Source organism: Acidocella aminolytica 101 = DSM 11237 (assembly GCF_900129125.1).
GTDB classification, from domain to species: Bacteria; Pseudomonadota; Alphaproteobacteria; order Acetobacterales; family Acetobacteraceae; genus Acidocella; species Acidocella aminolytica.
This window is the reverse complement of record NZ_FQVJ01000033.1, coordinates 1-23250: the sequence shown is the minus strand read 5'-3', so window position 1 is coordinate 23250 and position 23250 is coordinate 1. Positions and strand designations below refer to the sequence as shown.

The following is a 23250-nucleotide window of genomic DNA, read 5'->3' as shown; positions in this document are numbered from 1 at the left end:
ATTCATGCCGCCCGCAACAAATGCGCAGCACTCTCACCCCGGCGCGCAGCATCGGCCGCAAACCACACCTCGCCGATCTCATAGACCGCGCCCTCATTATGGAATGGAATGATCAGATCAACGGCGGCGGATAAAAACTCCATCAGCGTCTTGTCATCCCACCTCCCGCCCTGCGGGCTACCCTTCACCAGCGCAAACAACCGCCTGAACGCCTGCTCGGGATTACGCCCATGGATGGTGGTAATCGAGCCGGGATGACCAGAAACGATTTCATTGATGTAGGTCCAGGCCGCGTCATCACGCAGCTCCTGCAACAAGATCCGATCTGGCTTCATGCGCAGGCTGGCTTGCAATAACATCTCCGGTGTCACCCGTGCCAAGCCGATATTATCCTTGGCATAGAGCAGGCGGACATGATTGGGCTGGGGGATGACGAGCTCCAGCGTGTCCTCGATGGTGATCAGCCGCTCCTGCGCCGGGATAGCGCTGATGAGTGTTTTACTCATCGTTGTTTTGCCCGAGCCGGTAGCACCGCAGAGCAGAATGGTGAGCCGCGCCTGCACCGCGCGCTCCAAAAAGGTTTTGATGTCCCCTGCATCATACAGGGCGAGCAAGGCGGCAAAGTCCCGCTGCGCTGCCTCTTTGCGGCTGGCCCAGTTATTCCAGCCCGCCACCTGGTAACGGCTTACCAGCGAGTCGAGCGGTGCCACCGAGCCTCCCGGCTTGCGGATGGTGATGCTGAGCGTACCAGCCGGAACGGCGGGCGGCATGCAGATTTGCAGCCGCTCCCCGCCTGGCAATTCGGTAGCACATAGCGGGCTACGCGGTCCGACATCCTGCTTACGCAGCGCGCCGGCCAGGGTGGCGATATCCTCGAGGCCGGCATAATCGAGCGGCACGGCTTCCGCACGGAACTGACCGCGCTGGCGGACAAACAACTCGCCCGGCCGATTGATGCAAATCTCTTCCGTGGCGGGATCATCCAGCCAGGACGCCAGCGGCCGGAGTAAAAATGTCAGTAAGCGCGCCGCCTCACCCGCCATTGCCCGTCTCCGCGCCCGTATCATCCAGCCGCAACCGGTACACGCTGGAAAAATCCAGATCATGCGCCACGATCAGCGACACTGTATCGCCCTGGTTCTTGGTCAGCGTCGGCGGAATGTTGATGGAGTTTGCCAGGGCGGTGTTGGCAACCGACTGCCCATTGCTCTGCGCGGCATACACAAAGCCGAGTGCCGCCTGCTGCGACGTCGAATTACCGTTGCCATTCCCCGCCGCCGCCAGGGTTCCTGCCTGCAGCCCGCCTTGCACCAGGGTCAGCATTAACGCCCCGCCGAACCGGTCCCAAAAATGGTTGTTGACCGCGCCCGGTAAGCCCGCTCGCCCGAGCTCGTCGGAACCCGGCGAATCCAGTGTAACAATGACATGATCCGGCGTCTCTGCACGGGTCCAATCAACGAACACCCGGTTCTGGCCTTGCAAGAGACCGTTCTCCATTTGGCCGACAATTTTTGTGCCGCGATCGAGCAGAACGACATTCCCGGTCGACCCGCGAACATCGATCGGCACCACACACGTCACCAGCCCGGGCAACTGGCTGTCGATGGCCGTTTGAAGGGTGCAGGGGATCATCGTGCCTTCGGTGATCACCATGTCGGGATTTTGCAGCACCGAGGCCCGTTCGCCATCGAGCACCGTGGGCTTCAACCGCGCCGCCAAGGGGGAATTATCCGGCATCACCGCCGCTGCCGTGGCGCCCGGCTGACTGACGCTCGAGGCAGGCGGCTGGTTGGGAACCGGCACCGATGATCCGGAGAAGGCCAGGATCGGCGCCGCGGCGGGCGAGGCTTGCGCGGGTGCGTCCAACAATCCCGTTTGTGTATTGGCGGGCGCTGGCAAATTTTGCGCGGCGGGCTTCATGGCCGAGACCGGCGGACCGTTAAAAATTTCGCCGCCATTCGTATATGCCGCTGGAATTATTTTTTGCTGGTCCGCCCGCGTATGGCTGAACAGCGCATTGAACCAGATGAAGCCCAGCCCCAAAACCGCCACCAGCGCCAGAATGCCGAGTTTGGTGCCGGTGGTCAGCTCACGGCGCGGCGTGCCTGCAACGGGCGAACGGCCATCCTCCACCGGCGAGGCTGCCGCCTGATCGCTCCGGCTCCCTACCTCCGGCCCGTTGGGCGCTTGCCCGCTCATGGCTTAGCTCCCGGCAAGCTGCTACCCGGCGGCACGACAACGCGCGACACATCCGGGCTGGTCGTCCCGGTCTCAGGATTACCACCCACCGACTGGTAGCCGAGATTGTAAATATCCAGGACCGTGCCGCCATCGCGCAGGCGCCATTCCCGTGCGGTTTGGTCGAGCTGCACGATATAGCCGCTGACTGCGTAGCTGGCCGTGGCCTCCTTCCCATCCGGGTCAATCACGAAGATCGATGGGATGCGGGCGTTGCCTGCAAATTGCAGCAGCGTGGAGTAGCCATTATCCCACACTGCTAAGGGCGCCAGCGAGCGGTCTCCTTTGGCAACATATTTGTAATTGCGCGGCCCGGCATAAGGGTTGGTCTGCTCATTCTGAAGTGCTGACTGTGCGGCGGTTTGCGTCGCCCGCGCCAAAGCCAGCCGGTTGAGCGCCGCCACCTTTTTGGCATCGGCAGCTGCACGCGCCGCCGCCGCTTTGGCCGCATCCGCCGGATAGGTGAATTGCACCGAATAGAATATACCCGCCGCCCCATCCGCCGTGCTCGGGGCGTCTACGGTCTCGATCTCGAAGACATAGCGTCTGAGCGCACCATCCTGGCGCTGGGTGAGCACGATGATCGGCTGCAATTTGAGCGCGGCGCTGGGCTTGAGGAACAGGTAATTGCCCTTTGGCACGGCGGCCAAGTGCAGGCTGTCCGTCTCCGCCACCGAGGTTACCGTCTCATCCGGCGCGAAGCTCACCACCATCGTCGCGCCTATGATCGTCGATAAATGCACAACCTGGCTCGGGTTGTAAGCGACATAGCGCATTCGGCTGTCATAATGGCCCGCATCCGGCGTCTGATCAGCATCGGCGCCGCGCGCCATCACTATACTTCCCACACCAACCACGAGCACCAGCGCAAAAGCTCGTCTCATGGCGCTGTATCCTCCTCGTCCTGATAGCTGGTAATGATGATACCTCCAGGATCGTCCAGCCGTTCGGCATCAGGCATGGTACCGACCTGCTCGAATTGCTCCGTTGCGGTCCAGGTGGTCGTAACAGCGGTATTCATGCCCGCCTCAAAGATCCGCTGGTAACGCACTTGCGCCACGCCGGGGCCGATCAGCGCCACCGAAATCGGCTCCACGGTCACGACGCCATTCTTGCCGATGGTCACCTGCGGGGATTGCGGGTTGGGATAATTGAACCACGCCTGATAGGCGGCTCTTGTCGCGGCATCCGACATGCCGGAGACGATGTCATAGCGGTAGCGAGCGGTATCATAGGAATAACCTTCGCGCATCTGCACATATTGCCAGAGGGCCGCGCGGATCACCGCTTGATGCGTGGAGGCCGGCAAGGTTGAAAGCGCGACTGAATTATCGATCGTGCCATCCGGGCGAATGAGAAAATACACCGGCACCAATTTGTTCAATGGCAACATCGAGGCCACCGCCCATGCCAGCCCCAGATTGGCGAGCATGGAAACAGCGAACGCCACCAGCGCGCCTTTGGAGAGCAGCCGGGCCGAGCGCGCTCGCGCTTCCTGAAACGACAAAACCTCCTTGTAATGCTTATCAAGCGTAGCGGGCGCGAGCGGGAATGTGCCGGAGTTCTGATCCATCACGCCCTACCGGTCCGCAACTTTGGGAGGGGCTGCCAAATCCTGCGGCGTTGGCTGCCAGTGCCCCGCATTCAGCGCAAAGACCGGACCGGACGCCACGACAAGAGGATCGGGATTAGAGCATCCGGCGAGAAGCCCGACGGTGATGATGATCAGTAGAAATCGAAATAACCGCCCAGGAACCGTCAATATCGCGGGAAGCGGCTTTTTCGAGAAAAATTTCCGATAGACAACCCAAACCAGAATGAGCAAGAGTGGAAGGTGAATCAGATTATTTGCTGAGATAATCATAAAATTGTACATCTACGCTCTCCCCGGAACTGGCCGTCCGCTACCGCGAACCATTTGCACCACACGCCCCGCCTGCATCGCTGACGACGCCATACTCAACGGGCTGACGGCAACACCACCACCGAGATAACTCGCCACAGCCGGTAAAAAGGCACAGATTAAACTGCCCAGCGTCAGAAAAACCAAGAACTGGATGCAGATGGTGACCGTTTCCGCCGTATTCGCGAAACTTAGATTTGTCATGCTCACATTGAAATATGCCGCGTCACCGTTGATGATGATGCTCAACACGATATCGATAAGCAGCGTGAGAATTGTCAGACCGATCAGCTTACCAATAAACCGATCAGCTATCCCCCTGGTCGCGGAAAATAGATAACCGGCCAAGACAAAAGGACCGATCGAGACAATAACATCGATCATGATCCTGGTTGCCTCATAAATGAGGAAGGTGATGCCGATTGGAAAAACGATCAGATCCTGCAAAAGACCAAGCTCTACAGAATACAGAACATTGTAGAAGTTCAAGTTCCTTTCTGCGGTCACAAATAGCTCATTGGCTTCATTCCAGATCGCATCAAATTGATGGGCCGTGGGCTGTGCGCCTGTGACACCCAAAAACGCCGATGAAAGCCAGTTTGGAATACCGCTTGAAAAGAATGATACGATATACTCATTATAGAGTGTTGCGGACATCAAGATACCAACCACCAGACTGACCGATATGATCCTCGAAATGCCGGTCCGGACTCCGACATCTCCCCGCATCACGAGTATACCCGTCAATAAAATCCACAACACTATAATTGCAGTGAGCGGCCCCTGTATCGCCGACATCGCGGCATTCACAGTGGCCGTCATTCCATTCGTAAATGGCTGTTGGATCGTTTGATCAAACACATAGAACGGATCAAGATTGCTTGCGCTTGCCATCACTCACCTCATGGAGGTTTCTGGTTGGAGTTCGATTGTCCTGCTGATGCATTGAATGCCGCTGCAGCCTTCGCATAATCCGCGCCCGCCAGCTGCGCATCCGCCGAGGCCACGTTCTGACATGCGGCCGGCGTCATCATTTCGGTATTTCCGGCACAGCGCCGCTCATCCTGCTTCAGAACATCTGGATGGCGAACATACCACGCCGCCGAGTGCACTTCAGGCGGCAAGTTCACCGGGCTTATTTCAGTGCTTGAAGAACCAGTTGAACGACCAGAATGGCTGTTATCGACAACGAGATAAAGTGCGCCGCAGCCACCTATGATGATCAATGAACCCATTATAATCTGGGATTTTAACATGGCTATTGTCCTGTATTATCGGCGGCAGCTGCCTGGCTGTAGTCCGAAGAGGCATTGGTCATATCCTCGACGAACTGCTCCTTCTGCTGCTGTTGCTGCGACAATGCCTGCTCGCTTGCCAGCACCTGAAGATTCTGCGCCTGTGCTTGCTGCGCCTGCACGAATTGCGATTCCGCCGCGATGCGGCCATTGATCGCATCGACCTGGGTGATCGAGGTGGCAGCGTTCAAATCCGATTCCAAATTCGGCAAATCCTGCATACGCTGTTGAATCGCGGCGAGATTCGTAGATGCGATGCCTTCGATATTCGCAATGGCATTGCCATTGGCATTCAACTGCGCACTCGCGGCCGAACCATCCGTTGGTGCATAAACATGGTTCTGGTTATAATAACTTGCCGCCGCACCGGACGGCGCGGCGGCTCCTCCGACCAGCCCCGCCATCGCGTTCGCCATGGGCATCGGGTTTTCGATGGACTGGTTCTCCATTCCAGCCGCCATGCCCAAGACATTGGTGGGGTTGGTGAACATCTGATAGGTCTGCTCAAGCTGGGACAATTGCGCCTTGAGCTGCTCGACCGCGATGACCGACTGCGCCGCGGTTTGGATATTCTGCCCCAGATTAGCACTGTCGATCACCGCCATTTGCGCGGCTGCATCTGACACCACGCACAGTGTTAAAGCCCCCCCGGCGCACAGAACAACAATTGTAAACAGGGCTGGTTTCATGATGTCCTCCTCTCAGTCCTTGGCGTCATGGTAGGATCTCAAAAATTCCGGCAGCCATTTGTCTGGCTCATCGCCCAGCTGGCGGCGCAGTCGTTCGGCAAAGCGCACGGTATTCGCCCGGCCGGAAAGTATAGCGACATCATCGCGCATCTGGCCAAGATCGAATTCGCAAATAACACTGGCCTGCTCGCGCTTGAGCAGGAAGCGGCGCTTGCCGACCGCCATCTCTTCGCGCACCGCGCTATATTCCCCTTCAGTGCATTTGAGGCCGTCAATATAAACCGCGCGGTCCGCCGTCGGCGATGGGAACATGATCTTGGTCTGACATTGCGCCACGATCGACGGCCCCAGCGGGCTCTCCAGAATATGCTCGGGCATCTGCAACGCCAGAAACACCGCGCCATTGCTCTTGCGCACGGTGAGCAACAGATTATCGACCACGGTGACAAATTGCGGGTTTTTAAGGTAGAAGCGGAATTCATCGATACTCAGCACGACGCGTCGCCCATCGAGGATTTGTGTCACACGATAGAGCAGATAAGCCCCGGCCGGCGCGCAAACCTCGTCATGTTCGAGCAGCTGGGTCATATCGACGCCGGTGATCGCGCCATCGAGCCGCACCTCGTCGCGCTCCCCATCGAATGCCCAGCCCAGCGCATTGCCCCGGCACCATTTCTCGAGGCGAGGACCCAGCCCCATCGGATCGGCATGGCCGAGGAATTCCCGCAATCCAGCCAGCGAACGCAACTCTTCGGGCATGCTCATCTGCCGGGTGATGGCACGCTCCAGGCGCTTCTCATCCTCCGGATTCAGCCCGCCCTTGCCGTCGCTTTGCACCAGAGCGATCAGCCAGCCCCGCAGAAAATCCCGATCCGCCTCGGTGTCCTTCAGCCCACACAACGGTGCCAACCCTGACGCCTCACCACGGCGCAATTCGAGGTAAGTGCCGCCCGTGGCGCGCACCAGCAATTCCCCACCCCGGTCCTTATCGAAAAACACCACCGAACCGGCACGGCCGGATGGGGTATTCTCCTCCACCATCGATTGCTCGAACATCGCCAGCAGAAACATCAGCAGCGCGGTCTTGCCCGAGCCTATGGGACCGAAGATGATCGTCATCGCAACATCGGCAACATGCGGCACGTAGTCATAGGCTGTGCCACCATCCGTGCGGAAGCGCGCGATAGCAGCACCCCAATGTCCGCGCTCTTCTCCTGCTGGGAAATTATCAAAGCTCGACAGCCCAGCAAAATTCCGGGAATTGATAGCCCCGGGCCGCGTGCGCCATTCCAGATTACCCGGGAGTTGCGACCAGAAGGCCGCCTCCAGCCCCAGCCGCTCCTCAACCACAACGGCCCCCGCGTCGGCCAACCGCCCCCTGGCCCGGCCAGCGTGCTCCTCCACTGCCGCCAGCGAATCCCCATAGACCGCCAGCGAGAGGTGATGCGCGCCCATGACGAATTCATTGGACGCCAGGGCATCCGCCGCTTCCTCCAGCCCGGCGATCTGGCTAACCGCCTTGTCCTGCGCGCCAAGCATCTGAGCGGATTTCAAAGAAAGCCGGTCCTGCGCCTGGGCGCGGGTGACAAAGGCGAAGGATTGCGCCAGCACGATAGGGAACGGCACGGAGAGCAGCGTGTTCAGCATGCCCGGCCTCGTTTTCGCCGGATATTCCCGAAAGGAGAAAATCGTCCCGAACAAGCTCTTATCCGGCGCGCGGATTTCTATCCCCCGCCGCCCGCAAATGACGCGATCAGTGTAAATCGAATCACCCAGATGCCCGGAGACAACCGGCACCGGCAGCGGCCTGCCGGTGATAATAAGGCGCAACGCCTCGGCGATTTCCGAGAAGGCGATCCCGTCCCGCTCATACACACCAAGGCGCCGGACTCTGAACCCTTCCAGCCCATTGGCCAAAACAAGCCATTGGTCCTCTAACTCTCGCACCAGCCCATCCGCTGCTTCCGGGGATTTACGCCCGAGCCGCGCCCATTTTCTGGCCATGCCCGAGCCAAGCGGGCTGCGCGGTGAAATCAGCAGGCTGATAAAATAATCATTTCGGTACAGCCGACCCGCGAGCACCTTGTTCCGATAGGTTTCATCCAGTGCGTGGGCAAAGCCGGAGCGGAACCGGCGGGTAGGTGTTGCCCCCAGATCGGCATGGCGGATGAGATGCGTATGGATGGTGACATTGTCATCGGCGAGATTGCGATAGGTCGTGTTGAGCAGCCGCAGCCTTGCATTGCGCAGCGCATGGTCTGCCAGCTCGAACGCCTGGCCCTCAACATGGCCCATCGCCAGCAGCGCCCCGCTTTCCAGCAGCACGGTTTGAGGCCCGATATGGCCGACATAGGGCAAATATTGCGTGGCGGCGCGCTCAGCGCGGGCGCTATCCCCCCACATCACGCATCCCCCGGTAACGAGCGCGGCCACGGACCGGTGCCGGCGACACCGAGGCCCCACCCCATCTCTTGCCATCAACTGACCGGCCAGCGGTACGCAAATACAGCAGCACAACACCGACGGCGTTATAATCCCGCGCCACCAACTCCCGAGCCGCCAGCCAGAGCGGCGCCATGACCATCAAATAAAGCGGGTTCTTGAAGATCACGACGATCAGCCCGGCCAGCATGAGCAACATCGCCCCCAGACTCAGCGGCACGCCCATGAACATCGCGGGCCTTGTCGCCGCGAGATACAGCGTGTCGGCCTCAAGGGGCTCCATCTCAGCCGCCCCCGGTCAGGGTCTGGCCGAGATAGGAAGCGCCAAACATGATGACGATGCCGCCGATAATGCCCGCAATAACCCCCAGCGACGCCCTGCCGAACATGAACAGAAACCCGATGCCGATAATCCCGAGCACGGCGATCGTCTCACCAAACGGCCCCAGGATGAAGGTGCAGACATTATTGATCATCGTCTGCGGGCTGGCCCCGCCAGAAACGGTCTGGGCGTAGGCAAATGCCGGAAGCCCCAGCATGACCGCCAGCAACGTCATGGGCCACGCTCGGGCGGCCACGGACCATAATCTGGTCAGGCGAAACATCTGCGCCTGTGCAAGAAGCATCGGGGCGATCATGTCGACCATGGCGACCTCATCGTTTGGAGTTGGGAATCGACCTCAGCGGCCGCGGCATTGCTTCGCTCGGCGACATCCAGCCCCAGCGGCACCAGCCAGGGCGCGCCATGGTTCCGCGCGTAACTGCCGGTGGCCGAAACATCCCAAGCGGGCGGCATGACGGGCTCGTTAGCGGGCGGTAGCGGCGGCACGGGAAGGCCCGACGCCGCCTCATCCGCATGGCGCATCACCCGCCTTGCATAGCCGTTCATGATCCCTTTGAGCGGTGAGCCGGTATTGTAGATCGACAACGCCATGAGCAAGGCGGCCTGCTGCCCGGTGCGAACTGGGGCTGTGCCGTAAGCGGCCCGCAGCACTGCCGCACCGCCCGCCAATGACGCGCACGGATCAAGCGCCGCGCCGACCGTCATCCCCAGCGCGGGCAGGTTGGCGCTGTTGATCTGCATCAGGCCAAGATCGACCGAATGCCCCGCGGCGATCCATGCGGTCGCCTGAGCCTCGGCGTTGGCCAGGCTCGCCGGGCTGGCACTGGCATGAGTGCTGTTATCGTGCAGCATCCATGGATGAAAATCGCTCTCCGTGCGGGCAACACCGCGCAGAACCCATACCGGCACCCCTGGCGCGCATCGGGCCGCGAGCGTGGCAAAATCCGCATCCGATAGGCTCGCAGCAAAGACCGGTGGCGGGCTGATCGTGGTCAGTCCGAGCAGCACACCGGCGAGGCGATAGCCGCGCAACCTTTCCCGCCGCGCGGCCATTTACGTCACCAGGACCGGCCGCCCGCGCAACCGGGCGGACAGGCGTTGACGCATGATTGACAGTGCCGCCGGCGTCGCCTCCCAGATACCAGCGGTTATATTTCCAATCTCCGGCCGTGCCCGCGCCAAAACCTCCGGGCACCAACCGATCCGCGCATAGATGCGCGTCATCGGTGTGTCGTAAACACCAACAACAAATTCGATGCCCGACGCGAGACAAAGCTCACACAGGCCAATCAGCAATTCAGCGGAAACAATGCCCAAATCCTGTTCGGTCCTGTCCAGAACCGGCGGCACGCAAAACCGCGTGCATTCCCAAATCGTGGGGGCCATCACGTCCACGTCATCATCGAAAAAATACCTGAACTCGCTTCGCAGCATCGTCGGCCCGGTGGTCGCCAATAAGCGCAAGGAACCCTGCACTTGCTGATGCTCATCGACCGCAAGGAGATAGACCGGATCAGCCTCTTCATCGTAGCGATCAACCTCATGGCCGTCTTTGACCAGCACATCCCACCCCAGACGGTCATGAAATACCGCCGCGCGGGACTGAAACATCTGGTCGAATAATGCGGGATGCTCGATCCTGTCATCCTGACTCAAAGTTATGATCATTTGTGCTCCGTTTCAGTTCTTGAAACATCATGGCCAACAAAATATCAGCGCCGGCTGCGGGAAAGATTTGAGCGTCTCCGGCGCAGCGGATTCATGTTTACAAGCTGGATGATTCAGGCCGCAATCTTCCGAATCGGAATCTTGACAGACCCCCTCAATCGCGCATCAATTACAAGTTTTGTCTGGATTTCGGCCGTGCTCTACGCGCCGGACGACGCAAATGCCCTGCCACATAAGATGACAGGGCGGTTGCTTCAGTCGATTGAGATTTGTTTGTGTGGGCTTCGTAATGCGCTCTCTACCCGCTTACGGGCGCAGCATTTCGCGTGAGACCGTCTTGGCAATCGCCTGCGGGATCGTGGCACAATTGAGCTTGGCGCAGCCGGATGTCAGAAACAAACGAACAGCCCGGTCCGTAATGCACAAACTTGCCGCGATCTGCTTCACAGTCGCACCGCTTGCCGCAAACTCCAGGCATGTCATCTCGCGCGGCGATAACGCTGGCTTGGGTGCGGTATCCCGATAACCCGAGAGCTCGACAATCCGATCATGCATGTAATGCCCGATCATCTGGAACTCTTTCATATAGCCTGCCCGGCGCTGTTCCCATTCTCTCATCGACATATTGGCGGTGACGGTAAACAACGCCCGTTCGCCCCCAGTCCCGCGCACCGGTAGCGTTATACCCTGCCGGCCAACATCAAACCGGTCAGCTTCCGCGAAAAACCCCCGCGCCACGGCATTTTCTCGGTCGAGCTTCATCCAATCCAACGGCAAAAAACTCTTTGTACCGCAAACAACCACCGGATCGATTCTGAAGTAGTCGTTGTCTTTATAGCGCGCGACCCAGCTTGGATCGTAAGTCAAAACTAAAATCGGATTGAACATCTTCGCGCCGGGAATATAAACCGCGTGATACGCAATATTCGCCAGATGATAGAACTTGCAAATATTGCCAGCGATATCCTGCATGGCCGCAAGGCTGGTGGCCTCGCCAATCTGGGTGACAATCTCTTCGTAGCCATCATCCGATCCGGCAATCATCCCAAGCTTTCCGGTTACATGGAAACAACCCCAAATTGCACTACCGTGCTACGAATGCTTGCGTAAATTGAAATATCGGTAATGTTTGACGACAATTAATAGCCACTGTTTTACACGGGCATTTCATCAACATTGGCGGTCACCGCCACGTGATTTTAGCAGCAAACATCCCCGCGTGACGCTCCTGATACTACCGCTCTCGCATGCGCTAGCATTCCTTGGTCTGTTGTAGAAACGTAATCCGATACCACACCAGACCAACGAGATTAGAGCCAGCCTTTGCGCCAGCCATTGAGCAGGCCAATGAGATAGCGATTGAGCTAGCCAATGAGCTATTGATTGCACCAGCGGTTGAGCAATCCGCCTTCCCCTACTTCCGATTCGGAAGATTGCCCGCAGCGTCAAAAATGGTGAAAATCCCGCCGCTATTTTGAAAGACTGTTCATGTCGCTCAAGCGCAGACCAACCGAAGCAGACATTGAAGCCCTGGCTGAAATCTTCCGTCCGCTCTGGCGGCAAGGCGATATTATGCGCCCGTGGCTGCGTCAGCATCATGAGCTGCTGCGCTCGCTTGTGCATGGCGACTCATCCTGGGCTGCGATCGGCGCAGCGCTGACCAAGCTCGGCATCACTTATCGAACCGGCACGCCCTGGACCGACAAGAGGCTGCGCAGCGAGCTGTCTCGTGCGTTGATGCCCCTCAAAGGCTACCGACAACGGCGGCCAAAATCCGAAGCACTGCCAACGGCGCAAACTGCCATGCCGCCCGGAGCAGTTGCTCAAACGGACCTGCCGCCAACTCCACCACCGGCACCCAGCCCAGCGGTTGCTGCTGCGCCCCGCTTCAAGCCTGCCTCATTCCGCATCCAGGAAACATCACCCGCGCCAAGTGAATCCACCCCGGCGGACATCGCACGCAGCCACCGCCAGACATTCAGCCCATCTGAACCCAAGGAGCCAAGCTGATGCCCGAGGACAAACCACAAACGCCCACCACTCCAACTAAGCCATCCGGCGCCACGCCCTATCGCCCCAGCGCCACAAAATTCACTGGCCCGCGCGCCAACATCATCAGTCTGGCGCCACCCAAGGAGTCCGAGCCCGACATCGAGCAGGGCATCGACCTCACCGGTCGCGCTAAAATCATCTTCGCCGCCGGACGTGGCAAAACCGGCAAGACCACCCTGCTCCGCTGGCTCACCGAAACCTCCATCCGCAATGGCGGTGCGCCGATCCTGGCCGATGTCGATCCCAGCAACGCCACCTTCTCTGCCTATTTCGCCGACGTCGCCCGCCCGGATACGGACAACCCCGCCGGGGTCGCCACCTGGCTGCAGGGACTGATCGAGTATTGCATCACCGAACGGCACTCCGCCCTCATCGACCTGGGTGGCGGCGACACCACCCTGCGCTCCCTTGCCACCGAAATGCCGGGCCTGGCGACCCATATTGAGGCCGCCGGCATGGCGCCGGTGATGTTCCATCTCACCGGACCGCAGCCCGAGGATCTGCTCCCTGCCCTCACTTTGGCCGCCCGCGGTTTTACCCCAACAGCGCAAGCCCTGGTGCTCAACGAATACGGCATTGAGCCCGGCTCGACCCGTGAGCGCGCCTTTGCCCGCATCACAACCTCCACCGCTTATGGCAATTTGGCCGCCGACTGCGTGAAGCTCTGGATGCCCCGGCTGCACGCCGCCGAGGCCGTGGAAAGCCGGCAATGCAGCTTCGCCGCCGCGCGCGATGGCACCATCACTCCGCCGCTCGGTCTGTTTGACGCCGCCCGGGTGCGCGTCTGGCTCGACGCCATGGATCATCGTTTTGCGGGCATCAGATCATGGATCCCATAAGCCCCGCCGCCCGCCGCGAAGCCCTGCACGAGCAGATCGCCGAGGCCCAGACGGTCCTGCGCCGCGCCGCCGCGGCCGCCGCCCTGAAAAGTGACCCTCTGGCCGAGCAACTCCAGGCACTGGCCGTGTGCGTCGGCGCGCTGAGTGACCTCTACCAGGCCAGCGAGGCGACCCAGATCGACATTGCCAACACCCTGAAAACCCAAACCGACGCCATCGCGAATGAAGCCATCGAGCGGGTGCACGCCTCGGGCATGGACATCGTCAAGCAGCTTGCCCCGCAACTGGCCAATGCCGCCGACCGCGCCATGCGGCTAAAAATCACCACCCTGCGCATCCGCAGCATCGTGGCCCTGGGTCTGGCATTGGCCCTGGCCATCCTGGTGCCCAGCCTGTTCACCTATGCCGCCGGACTGAATGACGGCCGGTTTCAGGCCGAAATCGCCGCACACATCATCCCCGCCGCCATGAAAGCCAGCCCGGCCGAGGCAATCGCCTGGGGGCAGCTGATGCAGGATAACGACGGCGCCACCGCCCTGGCCGCCTGCCGCAAATCCATGCAGCAAGACGCCGATGGCCGTCACTACTGCTTCATGCCGGTCTGGACCGACCCGATATCCCCCGCCTCGCCTTGAGCACCCGTCCAATAACCTCCAGCTCCGCCTGCCAGCAGCGCGTACTGAGCAGCCGCCCGGAACATTACCCTTGCCCATCCCCGCACACAGCCCTAAATATGACTACTGTAGTTCACCGCACCACCCGGAGGCCGCCATGCGGGAAATCCAACTTCGCGACGCCAAGGCCAGCCTGTCTGCCGTCGTTGACGATGCCGTGCGCGGCGAACCCGCCATCATCACCCGCCACGGCAAGCCCGAGGCAGTGGTATTGAGCTTCGCGGAATGGCAGCGGCTCTCGTATGTGCCCTCCTTCGGCCAATTGTTGATGGCAGCACCTCTCGATGCGGGCGATCTGCCGCTGCGTAACCCCTCCCCGCTCCGTGATAGCGGCCTTTGATCCTTGTATCTCGTCGACACCAACGTCATCTCGGCGCGCGCACCCTCGCGCGTCCCCCTGCCCGAGCTGGCCGCGTGGATGGACGTTCACTCGGCTGAATTGTTCCTCTCCACCGTCACCATCGCCGAGATTGAGGACGGCATCGCCAAGGCCCAGCGTGAGGGGGCAACCCGCAAAGCCCGGGACTTAACCGCCTGGCTGGAGACCGTGCTGCACCTCTACGCAGCCCGCATCCTGCCCTTTGACCTTGCCACCGCCCGCCTCGCGGGCAGTCTATCAGACCGCGCCCGTGGCCGGGGTCATGCACCCGGCTTCGCCGACATCATCATCGCCGCCACCGCCCAGCAACACGGGCTGACCATCCTAACCCGCAACCTGCGGCATTTTGAGCCACTTGGGGTGGCGGTACATGATCCGTTTGTTCGCTTGCCCTGAGTATGGTCGTGGTCGGCAAGATATCTTCAAGAGCCGTCAGTCCGTCTCCGGTAGCCACCTTAGGCGTGATTGCGACTTAACTGGTCAATCCCATCCTCGAGCCGTAGTGCGTAAGCAGACATGCTCTGATTGTTCTGATATAACAGACAAGTAATGACACAGCCACATCGGTTAATTTTATGTTAATCAGGGGTATTCGGACGCGATGAATGACAGCTCAAGGCGAGCCACTGGTCAATTTTTGGGAATGCCCAGCATCCTGGACAAAGAGCTTGATGACCGGAGTGGGGATGCATTCGGGCATCAGGATTTTGCGATTGCGCTTAGAGATCTGATTGAGGCACCTACAAATAAGCCGCCCTTCAGCATCGGATTGCTTGGACCATGGGGAACCGGCAAGAGTTCGATCAAGGCACTCTACAGGCGAGATTTAGAGTCCGACAAGGCAGGGGCCGTCGGAAGCCGCCGAACTGATCGTGTCCATGTCATTACCTTCAATGCTTGGCGCTTCGGCGGCGAACAAGACTTGAAGCGTTCGCTGCTGAGGGAGGCTTTCAAACAGCTTGGTGGAGATGAGGCCACTCTGCGGCGCGCGCTATTCGAACAGGTCAACAAGGTTACGCAGGATCGGCGGAGCCTGAAAGAATGGTTCGGGGAGGCGTTTGGCCAGCTCGCTGGTTCGGCGATCATACTTCTATTGCTCTTTGTGGTAGCGGTAATAACCACATGGATCTTTGTTCTGGTCACGGGCTTGAAGGACCCTCATTCCATAGGCGCGGTCTTCGTGGCAGCAACGGTATTAACTGGCTGGCTTGGGAAAACGATCGTCGATCTGCGCATACGTTCACCGGCCTGGTTTTTACCTCAAACATCTGTTTCATTCCCTGCGACTTCAGCAGAAGAATATGAACGTTTGCTTACCGATCAGATTGCCAAATTCAAGCGCGGTGTCGGAAAAAAATGCGAGCGTCTAGTTATATTTGTTGACGATCTCGATCGGCTGTCAGCGCCGGAAATGGTGGCCGGCCTCGATGCAATCCGTACGTTTCTCGAATTGCCCTTTAATACGATTGAAAATGGTTTTGGTGTCGTTTTCGTCATTTCGTGTGACGAAGATAAGATCGCAGAAGCAATCAAACGACGCAACGGCTTTGGCAGCCCCGATTTGCCCGGTGCGGTATTTTCACGTGGAGATGCCCGCAGGTATCTCGACCGCCTATTTCAGTTTCGCCTGGAAATTCCTCAGTTTCCAAAGCTGGACATGCGCGATTTTGCGCTGAAGAAGCTTAAGGGCATCGAAAGCGTAGCCAGCGATCTGAAAAAGCAAAACGTAGCTTTGGAAGACATCATCGATCGACTAATTCATGTCGATGTGCAGAGTCCACGAAACGCTATTCAGCTCATAAATGCCTTCATACAATCCTGGTGGATCGGCAGCGTCCGCGAGCGCAACGGAGTCGGTTCGAGTGCGGCTGGCGCGCTGCACAAAGGAGCCGTGACCGACCACCCACTGTCACTGGCGGCATTATGCGTCCTTCGCGTCGATTTTCCTGATTTCTATGACGTAGTACAAAATCGTCCGGAGATTATCCATGAATTTCGCCAGGTGATTTTCGGAGGGAAATCCCCCTCAGAATTAGCGCCGCAGGCGCGTGAACTGCTTCAAGAGTTTCTCATAGCGGGGCAGAATGGCGAACTGACAAACGAAGTACGGGCTGATCACCGCAAGCTTAGACGCTATTTTTCTAGTCTGGCAGATTTGCGCTGGCCGGTGGTATTGCAGCCGCTGCTGCGGTTAGCCGAAGATCCGATCACGCGGAAATTTGGCGATAGAGCTGCCACCGTTTTCGATAGCCTTGTTTCCGGTGATGTCGAAGGCGTATTGGAAGCATTTGGACGGAATCTGGACGATAAGCCTCTTGCGGACGAAGATGTGGTGTTGTTGGAAGATTTCGGTGAAGCGTTACCGCTAGAAACCGAAACGAGGCGCACCAATGCGGCACGCGTCTTCGCTGCGCTAGTAGACCGCATACCTCAGGATCGAAGGCGTAGAATTCTATCTCCGCTCATAAGACAGATGGCTGCGCTCAAGACGGTGCGTATGAACATCCAACCCAAGCGCGCTCGGCAGATTGTTCAGGGCGCATCGGCCGACGACCGACGAGATGTTGCTGAGAAATTCGTCGGCGATCTTTTGAACTCAGAACCACTGGATTGGCGTTTGGCTACGGGAGGCGAGCCCAACCTCGACGAGGCGGTGGGCGCCGTCAGAGACACAGTCGAACTTGCCTTGGAGGTAAAACAATCTAACGATCTTCCTACCGGTGCGGACGTCATTCTCAGAGGTTGGCTGTTGAAACGGGAAATCCGCCTCGGAAGCGCATCTCGGACGTTGCCATTCACTGATCTTGAGGGGTGGGTGGAAGGGTACAGCGGTATTCTTCCTGGATATCTGGCGAACGACTATTCGGATCAGGCCATTGGTGAATTTGAACGTGAAAAGACAGCCCCGACGTTTACTGCTGCCGTCCTTCCGAAAATTTCATCGGTATTCGAAGGCATCGCAACGCTCGGCCAGGACCAGCGCGAGGTGCTGTGGAGCCAGCTTACCCGCCTGGTAGGCGTCCAGCCGCAAGCGGCAGCTGAGGCCGCCTGGGGCGATGCTGCACGCTACAGCCGTCTTGCCTCACCTAGCAAATGCCGGGCGTTTTTGATCGCGTTCTCTACGCGCCTCTGCAAAGAGATTGAAGATGGAGAAAATTGGCCCATCGACGGGGCCCAAGGCGCGATCAGGTTTAATGATCTGGGCGCAGAGTGGTGCGCGGATATCGACGCGAAAACGGCAACCGAAATAGAGAAGCTCGTCTTGCTTTGGGCGAAAGATGCGTCGCGGCAGCAATTTGCTCTGCGTGCATTGGATTTGTTGAAGGGACAGGCCAAGGAGTCCTGGGACAGGATTATATCCGTACTGAGTCAACTGGAGCTTTCCGCGCGGCCGGATGGCGTTTCGCGTTATGTGGGGAGCAATTTCGGTGCGATTGACACGGCTGGACAGAACCAGCTCGTAACAAAGATGGATGCACTTATAAATACAAACGCTCCGGACAAAAATTTAGTCGACGGCTATAACACTCTCGTAAAGAGTATGCCCGACCCGGTGTGGTCTGCGGCGCCGCTCAAGGACCACCTCGTGCGGCTGCTGGATCGCATCAACGCGATGCACAATAATCCCGACTATTTGAGTCAACTGCTGCCCATTACGACGGGTGTATTCAGATTCTCGGTCGGCGGAAAGGTGGGGCAGATTCTGACCCAGCTTCTCGCGAATGCGGTCGGCACGCCAAATGCCTACATTGCAGTCCATCGCAGTTTGAAGGGCGTATGGCCTGAACTCAGCGAGAACATCGGGAATTACAACCCGGAAGGTATCATAACGAGGGCTTGCCAGTTCATTCGCGAACAACCCGGAAATGCGGGCGTTGGCGATGTGTATGAATCGGTGTGTGATATTGCCCAGAGGGGTTTGACCAGCGCAGGGAGCAATCAAGGAATTGCAGAAATTACTCCGATAGTATGGCGTATGGCTCCAGGGATTGTTGCGGCAATGTCCAGTTTCGTCGCAAGCATCTTAACGACTGCGAATGTGGCGGAAATCCTCACAGGAACGCAAGCGCAGAATCTGGAGGGTGGCGATCTCTCCGGGTTTCTAGCCGTAATATCGAACGTATTCGACAAGGACAAAATGCACGATACGGCCAAACGTGTCCTAGCGTCCGCGCCGGTGCCACTCCTTGAAAGGCCCGATGGTGCTTTCGAGTTGTGGGTCTCAGCTGGTACTGAGTGTGATCCGAAGTTTGTAATTGACCTTCTTGCCGACGATAGCCTTAACGATGAGCAAAGAAATAGAGTTCTTGCTCGCATCGACAATTCGGCGCTGCCGGGTGCACCTGCTGCAGTCGAGGCATTGCTGAAAGATTCTACGCGCCCGAAAACACGAAGCGCACTGGTCGAGCGGTTGCCCCAAGTTATACGAGCCTGCCCGTCTGATATTGCCCGAAGCAGGTTGGCTAATCATATGATCGCATCTTTACCTTCGCTATCCGGAAATGAGTTGCATTTAGTGGCGCGAAATATCGGTGACCTGGGTGGAATAAGCGCGCTCGAACGCGATGATAAGATCTTAGGCATGCTGGATGGTGAGCAGGTTGACATTCTTACGAAAGTGTTTCCAACATCTAGTCGAATTCGTGATGCCAAAAAGGCAGTCGAACGCTAGACACGGTCATAGCACCGGCGGAGCCATGGGGTGGATCCCGTGGCTTGAGCTGTAGGAACGCCGGGTCAAGTGTCAAGAACTTAGCGCCACATGGATGAAGCGCGGAAGAAGCAGACGACCGCAGTCAGCCATCTCTTGTAGTTTTTTTGATGACATTCTGGAATGAATGCCGTTCTGCCGTTCTTTAGGTCATGTGGTGATGATATCCGCTAGATTTGGTTCCAAAACGGTATGACAGCTTCGTTCCATTCTAATTATCATCGGAAGCGTCGATGGTCATAGTAGAATGGCAGATGTTGATGGCATAGCTCCCATTTGCGAAGTAATCGCGAATTGCTGAATTACCTGCGACTGTTATTGGGCGTCAATCTTCTTCATTCATATCGGAAAAAGCTTCAGCGTCAACGGCCTGCCCAAATAAAATCAAAAAGTTTTTGGTGCAGGTTTTTTCAAAAAGCTGCGAGGTTTACGTTGAATCTTTTTTCCTACTGGCATCGACGTTTCCCAAAAGCTCACGTCAATTTTTATGGCACGTCCCCGCCCGGCATCGCCGGGCGGGGTTCATCGCGGATGTTACTCCCCGTTTTGCTTGCGGCTGCGGGACCAGATAAGGGTGTAGCCCTCGCCGCCTTCATCGTCGAAGAGGTTGGCGTAGATCGGTGCGCTAAAGCTTGGGTCATCCAGCTTGACCGAGATATAATCGCGCCCTTCGGCGGAACGCTTGGACCAGCCAGCACCGAGCTCGGCGCGTCCACAGAATATGCGGTGGCTGGGTGCGTTGTCGTTGCCGCGGTTTGTTTCAGGTACGATACGCACATTTTTCGTCTGCACGCTTAAGGTCACAATCTCGCCGTGGATTTCATTGCCGACTTTTTTGAAGGTTCCAATGTTAGCCATGTCAATTCTCCTATGCTGTTTCGAGCCCGCGACCATCGCAGCCTCGATGGCGATCAAATGACCGGGGGCGCGATCGGCCTGCACCGCTTGCGGCCGTAGCGTCAGCGAAGGATGGCGGCTTCTGGCTTTTTTGGAGCGCAGCGTCCGCGAGGAGGCAGCAGCGCTGCCGGGGAAAAAAGCCTGAAGTTGCCATTGCAGGAAGGCGATCGTCCTTCGGTCAGATCAGCCACGGAGAGGCCACGTGGCGCGGCTTGGGGCAGGCAGTCAGGAGATATTTGGCGATACTCGGGGCTTTCATGAAAGTGGCATCGCCCATGGAATATGAGCGTAACCTGTCTTGCAGACGTCACCGCGTTATCATGCCGCGTATAACGGGTTGCTCCGAGGCCATCCTGCCGTCACATCAATGGACAAGCGGATTGGCCGGCACATGGCCATGAGTTTCGCCGTCAAGCGATCATTCTGGCCAAGCGATGAATCGAGAGGCGCACCTGACCCTGCCAATCCAAGACAATGCCGCGAGGGTATCGCCTTTCACGTCAGGTTCCGCCAGCAAAACGGGACGCACGCCGCGATGAATTCCGCCGGTGATGCCGGGCGGGGCGTTGGCGGGGGCTTGTCCGGTGAATAAGCCCGCCGGGCCGGGCGACCTCATTCTGTCATCGGGGATACTGCATGTGCGAGCTGAGTTTTGGGGGCTACGCGCCCCCTTTTCCAAAGCTCCACACCGGAATGCCGAGCTTCTTGGCTTTGTCGGCGAGATTGTCCTGGATGCCGGTGCCGGGAAACACCATGACGCCGATTGGCAACGCCTCCAACAGCGCGTCATTGCGCCGGAACGGGGCGGCCTTGGCGTGCCGGGTCCAGTCGGGGCGGTAGGCAATCTGCGTCACCTTGCGCGCATCCGCCCAGGCGGCGGCGATGCGCTCGGCTCCCTTCGGGCTGCCGCCGTGCAACAACACCATGTCCGGGTGTTTGGCGTGTACTTTGTCCAGCTTGTCCCAGATCAGAATGTGATCATTGCACTCCATCCCGCCGGTGAAGGCGATTTTCGGACCGGTGGGCAGCAGAGGCGCGATCTGTACCTGGCGCTTAGCGGCGATAAAATCGCGGCTATCGATGAGGGAAGCGGTCAATGCCCGGTGGTTAACCATCGAGCCTGAGCGCGGGCGCCAGGCGGTACGCGTGTGGCGCTCGAACTGCTCGGCAGCCTGGTCGCGGAAGAATTCCAGGCAATCCCGGCGCTCCAGCAAGGTCTGCCCCTCCGCCGTCAGCCTTTCCAACTCGACCGAGCGGATTTCTGAGCCGTCCTGCTCCTTCTGGCTGCGCTTTTGCGCCTGCTCGTTATCATCGAGCTGCCGTTCGATCCGTCCGGTGGCGCGGTGGAACAGATTGACCGTGGCCCAGAGCAATTCCTCGAGGTCAGGCTCCAGGCGGGTGTCACTCAGGGTGGCGGTGAAAGCGTCGAAGATATCCGCGATCGCCCCGGCGATCAGCGGGGCTTCGGGCAAGGGCCGTGGGTCAGGCTCCTCCTGACCGGGGTGATAGCCATAGAGTTGCAGTTCGCCGAGAATATGGGCGGTGGGTGAAGCGGCGTGCGGTGGCTCATAGCCGGTCTCGTCATAGTCGCGGGTCATGGGATGCTCCTGTGTGCCGGAAGCCCGCGCCCATCGCGGCCTTCCATGGCGATCCCAGCCGGGGGCGGCGGCGGCCCGCACCCGCCATGGCTCTCCGTGACGTCATGGGCTGGTTTTGCGGGCCGGAGCGTAAGCGGAGGATGGCGGTGGGGCCGCTATTTTGCTTCGCGCTGCAAAGCCCCGGAATCGCTGAGCAAGATCATGGTGCCACCCTTTGCCCCCGGGGCGGCGGAAAATAGTGGCCCCGCCGCCATTGCGGGCCGACGCCGCCCACGGCACAGAGCGCCCTCTCGGAAGGCCGCCGGCGCGGCCGCCCGGCAAATTGGGGGAATACACTACCCGGCGGGCGCGATGATCCCGGCGTTGGCGGGCCGTCACTCGCCAATCCGCTGCGTAAAATCTCAGCCGCACGCCATGAAGCGGTGTGCATCCTCCGGCGCCAGTTGCACCCGCAGATGTGCCCGCAATTCAGCGAGGCCAAGTTCGCGGAGGTCATCGTTGAAATCCCCCAGGCGGGGCGAGAGCGGGATCGCCTCGACCCCGGCGGCAATTGCGCGTCCGGTCAAACTTGCCACGGCGCGGTCACCGGCCGCATCGGCATCGCGGGCGATATAGAGCCGGCGTAGTCCAGTGGGGAGTAAAAGAGCGGCCAAATGCCCGGCCGAGAGTGCGGCCACTATTGGCATGACGGGCAGCACGCAGCGCAGCGACAGCACAGTTTCAATGCCTTCGCCCGCCGCGAGCAAGCCATGCTCCGGGCCGCTTTCCAGCCCTGCCGTGGTGCCGAACCGCACGGCATGACCAAGCAGCAGCCCCAGCGCCCGGCGTGGAACTGCCAGCGGTGCCTTGCCCAGCCGGATGGGATCGAGCGGATCAAACCCGTCAGGATCAAGCCAGGTGCGCTGGATACCGGTGATGGTGCCCTCGAGGTCCGTCACCGCCGCGATCAAAGCGGGCCAGGGTTCTGGCGGTGCATCGGGAGTCGCGCGGTAGAAACAGCGCGGATGGAAACGTAACGCGCCAATGCCAATAAGTGCCGCCGCCGTGATGCCGCGCCTGTTCAAATAGGTTTCAGCAAGGGTGCCCGAGAGCGGCTGCGCCATGCCGAACAACCGCCGTGCGGCGCGCTGGGCCTGGGCGGCGTCAGGAGCTGCATCACCACCATCATCCACCTGCGGCTTGGGGACGGCACAAGCACCCGACAAACTCGGCAGATGGCCTTGAGGGTGGAGGTGATGGTGATGGTGATGGTGATGGTGACAGAGTTTGTCGCCGACAGCATGATCATCCGCCGCCAGCCCCAAAAACCGCCGTGCCTCCTCGGCCACGTCCCGGAACTCGGTCAGGCCGCAGCTTTCGCGGATCAAATCCAGCATATCGCCATGCGTGCCCTCGGCGGCATCCTGCTTATGTGTAACTGCACATAAGCAAGAATATGTTGCTTAGCGTGTTATGTTGCGGAATTCCGGACCATGCCTTTTGGCCTGACATGACCTCAGATCGCCGCAACATAATCTCCTGC

At 59.0% G+C, this 23250-nt stretch carries 25 protein-coding genes; 8 read left to right on the top strand and 17 right to left on the bottom strand.

Annotation, left to right across the window (positions count from 1 at the left end):
- Nucleotides 1–2: 2 nt before the first annotated feature.
- The 14 genes from virB11 to BUB54_RS15205 form a co-directional block, all read right to left on the bottom strand.
- The gene (gene virB11, locus BUB54_RS15270) at nt 3–1043 is read right to left on the bottom strand and encodes a P-type DNA transfer ATPase VirB11 (protein WP_048880742.1); all 1041 of its coding nucleotides are present in this window, start codon (nt 1041–1043) and stop codon (nt 3–5) included.
- Nucleotides 1033–2199, bottom strand: coding sequence for a type IV secretion system protein VirB10 (virB10, locus tag BUB54_RS15265; RefSeq protein ID WP_052948467.1), 1167 nt, complete (start codon nt 2197–2199; stop codon nt 1033–1035). The genes virB11 and virB10 overlap by 11 nt, the downstream gene beginning before the upstream one ends.
- Nucleotides 2196–3122 (bottom strand): TrbG/VirB9 family P-type conjugative transfer protein, encoded by a 927-nt coding sequence (locus BUB54_RS15260; protein WP_048880743.1) that lies wholly within the window; start codon nt 3120–3122, stop codon nt 2196–2198. The genes virB10 and BUB54_RS15260 overlap by 4 nt, the downstream gene beginning before the upstream one ends.
- Nucleotides 3119–3811 carry a type IV secretion system protein VirB8 gene (locus BUB54_RS15255; RefSeq protein ID WP_048880744.1) on the bottom strand — a complete coding sequence of 231 codons (693 nt, stop codon included), beginning with the start codon at nt 3809–3811 and terminating at the stop codon, nt 3119–3121. Before BUB54_RS15255 ends, BUB54_RS15260 begins: the two co-directional genes overlap by 4 nt.
- A 6-nt stretch (nt 3812–3817) precedes the next feature.
- Entirely contained in the window at nt 3818–4114 is a 297-nt protein-coding gene (locus BUB54_RS20415; protein ID WP_048880745.1) for a type IV secretion system lipoprotein VirB7, read from the bottom strand.
- Nucleotides 4115–5035: a type IV secretion system protein gene (locus BUB54_RS15245; protein ID WP_048880746.1), complete on the bottom strand. Its 921-nt coding sequence runs from the start codon at nt 5033–5035 to the stop codon at nt 4115–4117.
- A gap of 8 nt (nt 5036–5043) precedes the next feature.
- Nucleotides 5044–5397 (bottom strand): hypothetical protein, encoded by a 354-nt coding sequence (locus BUB54_RS15240; RefSeq protein ID WP_048880747.1) that lies wholly within the window; start codon nt 5395–5397, stop codon nt 5044–5046.
- 2 nt (nt 5398–5399) lie between these two features.
- On the bottom strand, nt 5400–6125 hold the full coding sequence (locus BUB54_RS15235) for a type IV secretion system protein (protein ID WP_048880748.1): 726 nt from the start codon (nt 6123–6125) through the stop codon (nt 5400–5402).
- A 12-nt stretch (nt 6126–6137) separates the two neighbouring features.
- Nucleotides 6138–8558 (bottom strand): VirB4 family type IV secretion/conjugal transfer ATPase, encoded by a 2421-nt coding sequence (locus BUB54_RS15230; protein WP_277813466.1) that lies wholly within the window; start codon nt 8556–8558, stop codon nt 6138–6140.
- Nucleotides 8515–8850, bottom strand: a complete 336-nt coding sequence (locus tag BUB54_RS15225) for a type IV secretion system protein VirB3 (protein ID WP_048880750.1) — start codon at nt 8848–8850, stop codon at nt 8515–8517. Before BUB54_RS15225 ends, BUB54_RS15230 begins: the two co-directional genes overlap by 44 nt.
- Before the next feature lies 1 nt (nt 8851).
- Nucleotides 8852–9214: a pilin major subunit VirB2 gene (gene virB2 / locus BUB54_RS15220; protein ID WP_082075832.1), complete on the bottom strand. Its 363-nt coding sequence runs from the start codon at nt 9212–9214 to the stop codon at nt 8852–8854.
- Nucleotides 9202–9963: a lytic transglycosylase domain-containing protein gene (locus BUB54_RS15215; protein WP_052948468.1), complete on the bottom strand. Its 762-nt coding sequence runs from the start codon at nt 9961–9963 to the stop codon at nt 9202–9204. Before BUB54_RS15215 ends, virB2 begins: the two co-directional genes overlap by 13 nt.
- Nucleotides 9964–10578: an acyl-homoserine-lactone synthase gene (locus tag BUB54_RS15210; protein ID WP_048880751.1), complete on the bottom strand. Its 615-nt coding sequence runs from the start codon at nt 10576–10578 to the stop codon at nt 9964–9966.
- A gap of 306 nt (nt 10579–10884) precedes the next feature.
- Nucleotides 10885–11622, bottom strand: a complete 738-nt coding sequence (locus BUB54_RS15205) for a LuxR family transcriptional regulator (RefSeq protein WP_052948469.1) — start codon at nt 11620–11622, stop codon at nt 10885–10887.
- 444 nt (nt 11623–12066) lie between these two features.
- On the opposite strand from BUB54_RS15205, the gene BUB54_RS15200 reads away from it, so the two are divergent.
- The 6 genes from BUB54_RS15200 (at nt 12067) to BUB54_RS15175 (ending at nt 19194) form a co-directional block, all read left to right on the top strand.
- Entirely contained in the window at nt 12067–12588 is a 522-nt protein-coding gene (locus BUB54_RS15200) for a hypothetical protein (RefSeq protein ID WP_048880752.1), read from the top strand.
- The gene (locus BUB54_RS15195) at nt 12588–13469 is read left to right on the top strand and encodes a P-loop NTPase family protein (RefSeq protein ID WP_048880753.1); all 882 of its coding nucleotides are present in this window, start codon (nt 12588–12590) and stop codon (nt 13467–13469) included. The genes BUB54_RS15200 and BUB54_RS15195 overlap by 1 nt, the downstream gene beginning before the upstream one ends.
- Nucleotides 13457–14104 (top strand): hypothetical protein, encoded by a 648-nt coding sequence (locus BUB54_RS15190; RefSeq protein WP_048880754.1) that lies wholly within the window; start codon nt 13457–13459, stop codon nt 14102–14104. The genes BUB54_RS15195 and BUB54_RS15190 overlap by 13 nt, the downstream gene beginning before the upstream one ends.
- Before the next feature lie 136 nt (nt 14105–14240).
- On the top strand, nt 14241–14483 hold the full coding sequence (locus tag BUB54_RS15185; protein WP_048880755.1) for a type II toxin-antitoxin system Phd/YefM family antitoxin: 243 nt from the start codon (nt 14241–14243) through the stop codon (nt 14481–14483).
- 3 nt (nt 14484–14486) lie between these two features.
- Nucleotides 14487–14918, top strand: a complete 432-nt coding sequence (locus BUB54_RS15180) for a type II toxin-antitoxin system VapC family toxin (RefSeq protein WP_048880756.1) — start codon at nt 14487–14489, stop codon at nt 14916–14918.
- A 205-nt stretch (nt 14919–15123) separates the two neighbouring features.
- Nucleotides 15124–19194 carry a KAP family P-loop NTPase fold protein gene (locus BUB54_RS15175; RefSeq protein ID WP_082075833.1) on the top strand — a complete coding sequence of 1357 codons (4071 nt, stop codon included), beginning with the start codon at nt 15124–15126 and terminating at the stop codon, nt 19192–19194.
- A 573-nt stretch (nt 19195–19767) separates the two neighbouring features.
- Here the strand turns inward: BUB54_RS15175 and BUB54_RS15170 are convergent.
- Nucleotides 19768–20091 (bottom strand): DUF736 domain-containing protein, encoded by a 324-nt coding sequence (locus tag BUB54_RS15170; protein WP_048880758.1) that lies wholly within the window; start codon nt 20089–20091, stop codon nt 19768–19770.
- Nucleotides 20092–20527: 436 nt separating this feature from the next.
- Between BUB54_RS15170 and BUB54_RS20940 the strand changes: the two genes are divergently transcribed.
- Nucleotides 20528–20722: a hypothetical protein gene (locus BUB54_RS20940; protein WP_175556527.1), complete on the top strand. Its 195-nt coding sequence runs from the start codon at nt 20528–20530 to the stop codon at nt 20720–20722.
- Nucleotides 20723–20789: 67 nt separating this feature from the next.
- On the opposite strand, the gene BUB54_RS15165 is transcribed toward BUB54_RS20940, so the two are convergent.
- A complete protein-coding gene (locus tag BUB54_RS15165; RefSeq protein ID WP_073211909.1) occupies nt 20790–21728 on the bottom strand; it encodes a DUF2493 domain-containing protein in 939 nt (312 codons plus the stop codon).
- Nucleotides 21729–21739: 11 nt separating this feature from the next.
- On the opposite strand from BUB54_RS15165, the gene BUB54_RS20410 reads away from it, so the two are divergent.
- Nucleotides 21740–21967, top strand: coding sequence for a hypothetical protein (locus BUB54_RS20410; RefSeq protein WP_139284944.1), 228 nt, complete (start codon nt 21740–21742; stop codon nt 21965–21967).
- Between the two features lie 162 nt (nt 21968–22129).
- On the opposite strand, the gene BUB54_RS15160 is transcribed toward BUB54_RS20410, so the two are convergent.
- Entirely contained in the window at nt 22130–23104 is a 975-nt protein-coding gene (locus BUB54_RS15160) for a DUF7146 domain-containing protein (protein ID WP_052948446.1), read from the bottom strand.
- Nucleotides 23105–23250: the final 146 nt, after the last annotated feature.

Bases quoted from the DNA above. Each gene is read 5' to 3' on its own strand.
- BUB54_RS15190 (WP_048880754.1), top strand. From the start codon at position 13,457: ATGGATCCCATAAGCCCCGCCGCCCGCCGCGAAGCCCTGCACGAGCAG.
- BUB54_RS15195 (WP_048880753.1), top strand. From the start codon at position 12,588: ATGCCCGAGGACAAACCACAAACGCCCACCACTCCAACTAAGCCATCC.
- BUB54_RS20940 (WP_175556527.1), top strand. From the start codon at position 20,528: ATGAGTTTCGCCGTCAAGCGATCATTCTGGCCAAGCGATGAATCGAGA.
- BUB54_RS15245 (WP_048880746.1), bottom strand. From the start codon at position 5,035: ATGGCAAGCGCAAGCAATCTTGATCCGTTCTATGTGTTTGATCAAACG.
- BUB54_RS15200 (WP_048880752.1), top strand. From the start codon at position 12,067: ATGTCGCTCAAGCGCAGACCAACCGAAGCAGACATTGAAGCCCTGGCT.
- BUB54_RS15175 (WP_082075833.1), top strand. From the start codon at position 15,124: ATGAATGACAGCTCAAGGCGAGCCACTGGTCAATTTTTGGGAATGCCC.
- BUB54_RS15160 (WP_052948446.1), bottom strand. From the start codon at position 23,104: ATGCTGGATTTGATCCGCGAAAGCTGCGGCCTGACCGAGTTCCGGGAC.
- BUB54_RS15260 (WP_048880743.1), bottom strand. From the start codon at position 3,122: ATGAGACGAGCTTTTGCGCTGGTGCTCGTGGTTGGTGTGGGAAGTATA.
- BUB54_RS20415 (WP_048880745.1), bottom strand. From the start codon at position 4,114: ATGTACAATTTTATGATTATCTCAGCAAATAATCTGATTCACCTTCCA.
- virB11 (WP_048880742.1), bottom strand. From the start codon at position 1,043: ATGGCGGGTGAGGCGGCGCGCTTACTGACATTTTTACTCCGGCCGCTG.
- BUB54_RS15215 (WP_052948468.1), bottom strand. From the start codon at position 9,963: ATGGCCGCGCGGCGGGAAAGGTTGCGCGGCTATCGCCTCGCCGGTGTG.
- BUB54_RS15170 (WP_048880758.1), bottom strand. From the start codon at position 20,091: ATGGCTAACATTGGAACCTTCAAAAAAGTCGGCAATGAAATCCACGGC.
- BUB54_RS15185 (WP_048880755.1), top strand. From the start codon at position 14,241: ATGCGGGAAATCCAACTTCGCGACGCCAAGGCCAGCCTGTCTGCCGTC.
- BUB54_RS15240 (WP_048880747.1), bottom strand. From the start codon at position 5,397: ATGTTAAAATCCCAGATTATAATGGGTTCATTGATCATCATAGGTGGC.
- virB10 (WP_052948467.1), bottom strand. From the start codon at position 2,199: ATGAGCGGGCAAGCGCCCAACGGGCCGGAGGTAGGGAGCCGGAGCGAT.
- BUB54_RS15210 (WP_048880751.1), bottom strand. From the start codon at position 10,578: ATGATCATAACTTTGAGTCAGGATGACAGGATCGAGCATCCCGCATTA.
- BUB54_RS15165 (WP_073211909.1), bottom strand. From the start codon at position 21,728: ATGACCCGCGACTATGACGAGACCGGCTATGAGCCACCGCACGCCGCT.
- BUB54_RS15255 (WP_048880744.1), bottom strand. From the start codon at position 3,811: ATGGATCAGAACTCCGGCACATTCCCGCTCGCGCCCGCTACGCTTGAT.
- BUB54_RS15225 (WP_048880750.1), bottom strand. From the start codon at position 8,850: ATGGAGCCCCTTGAGGCCGACACGCTGTATCTCGCGGCGACAAGGCCC.
- BUB54_RS15235 (WP_048880748.1), bottom strand. From the start codon at position 6,125: ATGAAACCAGCCCTGTTTACAATTGTTGTTCTGTGCGCCGGGGGGGCT.
- BUB54_RS15205 (WP_052948469.1), bottom strand. From the start codon at position 11,622: ATGATTGCCGGATCGGATGATGGCTACGAAGAGATTGTCACCCAGATT.
- virB2 (WP_082075832.1), bottom strand. From the start codon at position 9,214: ATGGTCGACATGATCGCCCCGATGCTTCTTGCACAGGCGCAGATGTTT.